This window comes from Salinimicrobium oceani (assembly GCF_012037645.1).
In genome coordinates, this window is the sequence record NZ_JAAVJR010001693.1 from 1 (window position 1) to 279 (window position 279).

Here is a 279-nt window from a genome sequence, read left to right on the forward strand (position 1 = left end):
GCTTACGGAATACGGTCCGGAAAAATTTTCCAGGTGGCTTTTGCATGAAGGCAAGGTTCATTTTACCGATACTACTTTTAGAGATGCGCATCAAAGCCTGCTGGCCACCCGAATGCGCACGTATGACATGATGAAAGTTGCCGAAGGTTTTGCCCGAAACCATCCGGAAGTATTCAGTATGGAAATTTGGGGAGGTGCAACCTTTGATGTGTGTATGCGTTTTCTAAATGAAAATCCGTGGGAGCGATTGCGCAGGCTAAGGGAAGCCATGCCAAATAT

1 pseudogene is annotated in these 279 nt (G+C 46.6%); it reads left to right on the plus strand.

What is annotated here, in order from left to right:
• A pseudogene (locus tag HC175_RS23630) lies at positions 1 to 279 on the plus strand (hypothetical protein); the annotation flags it as partial.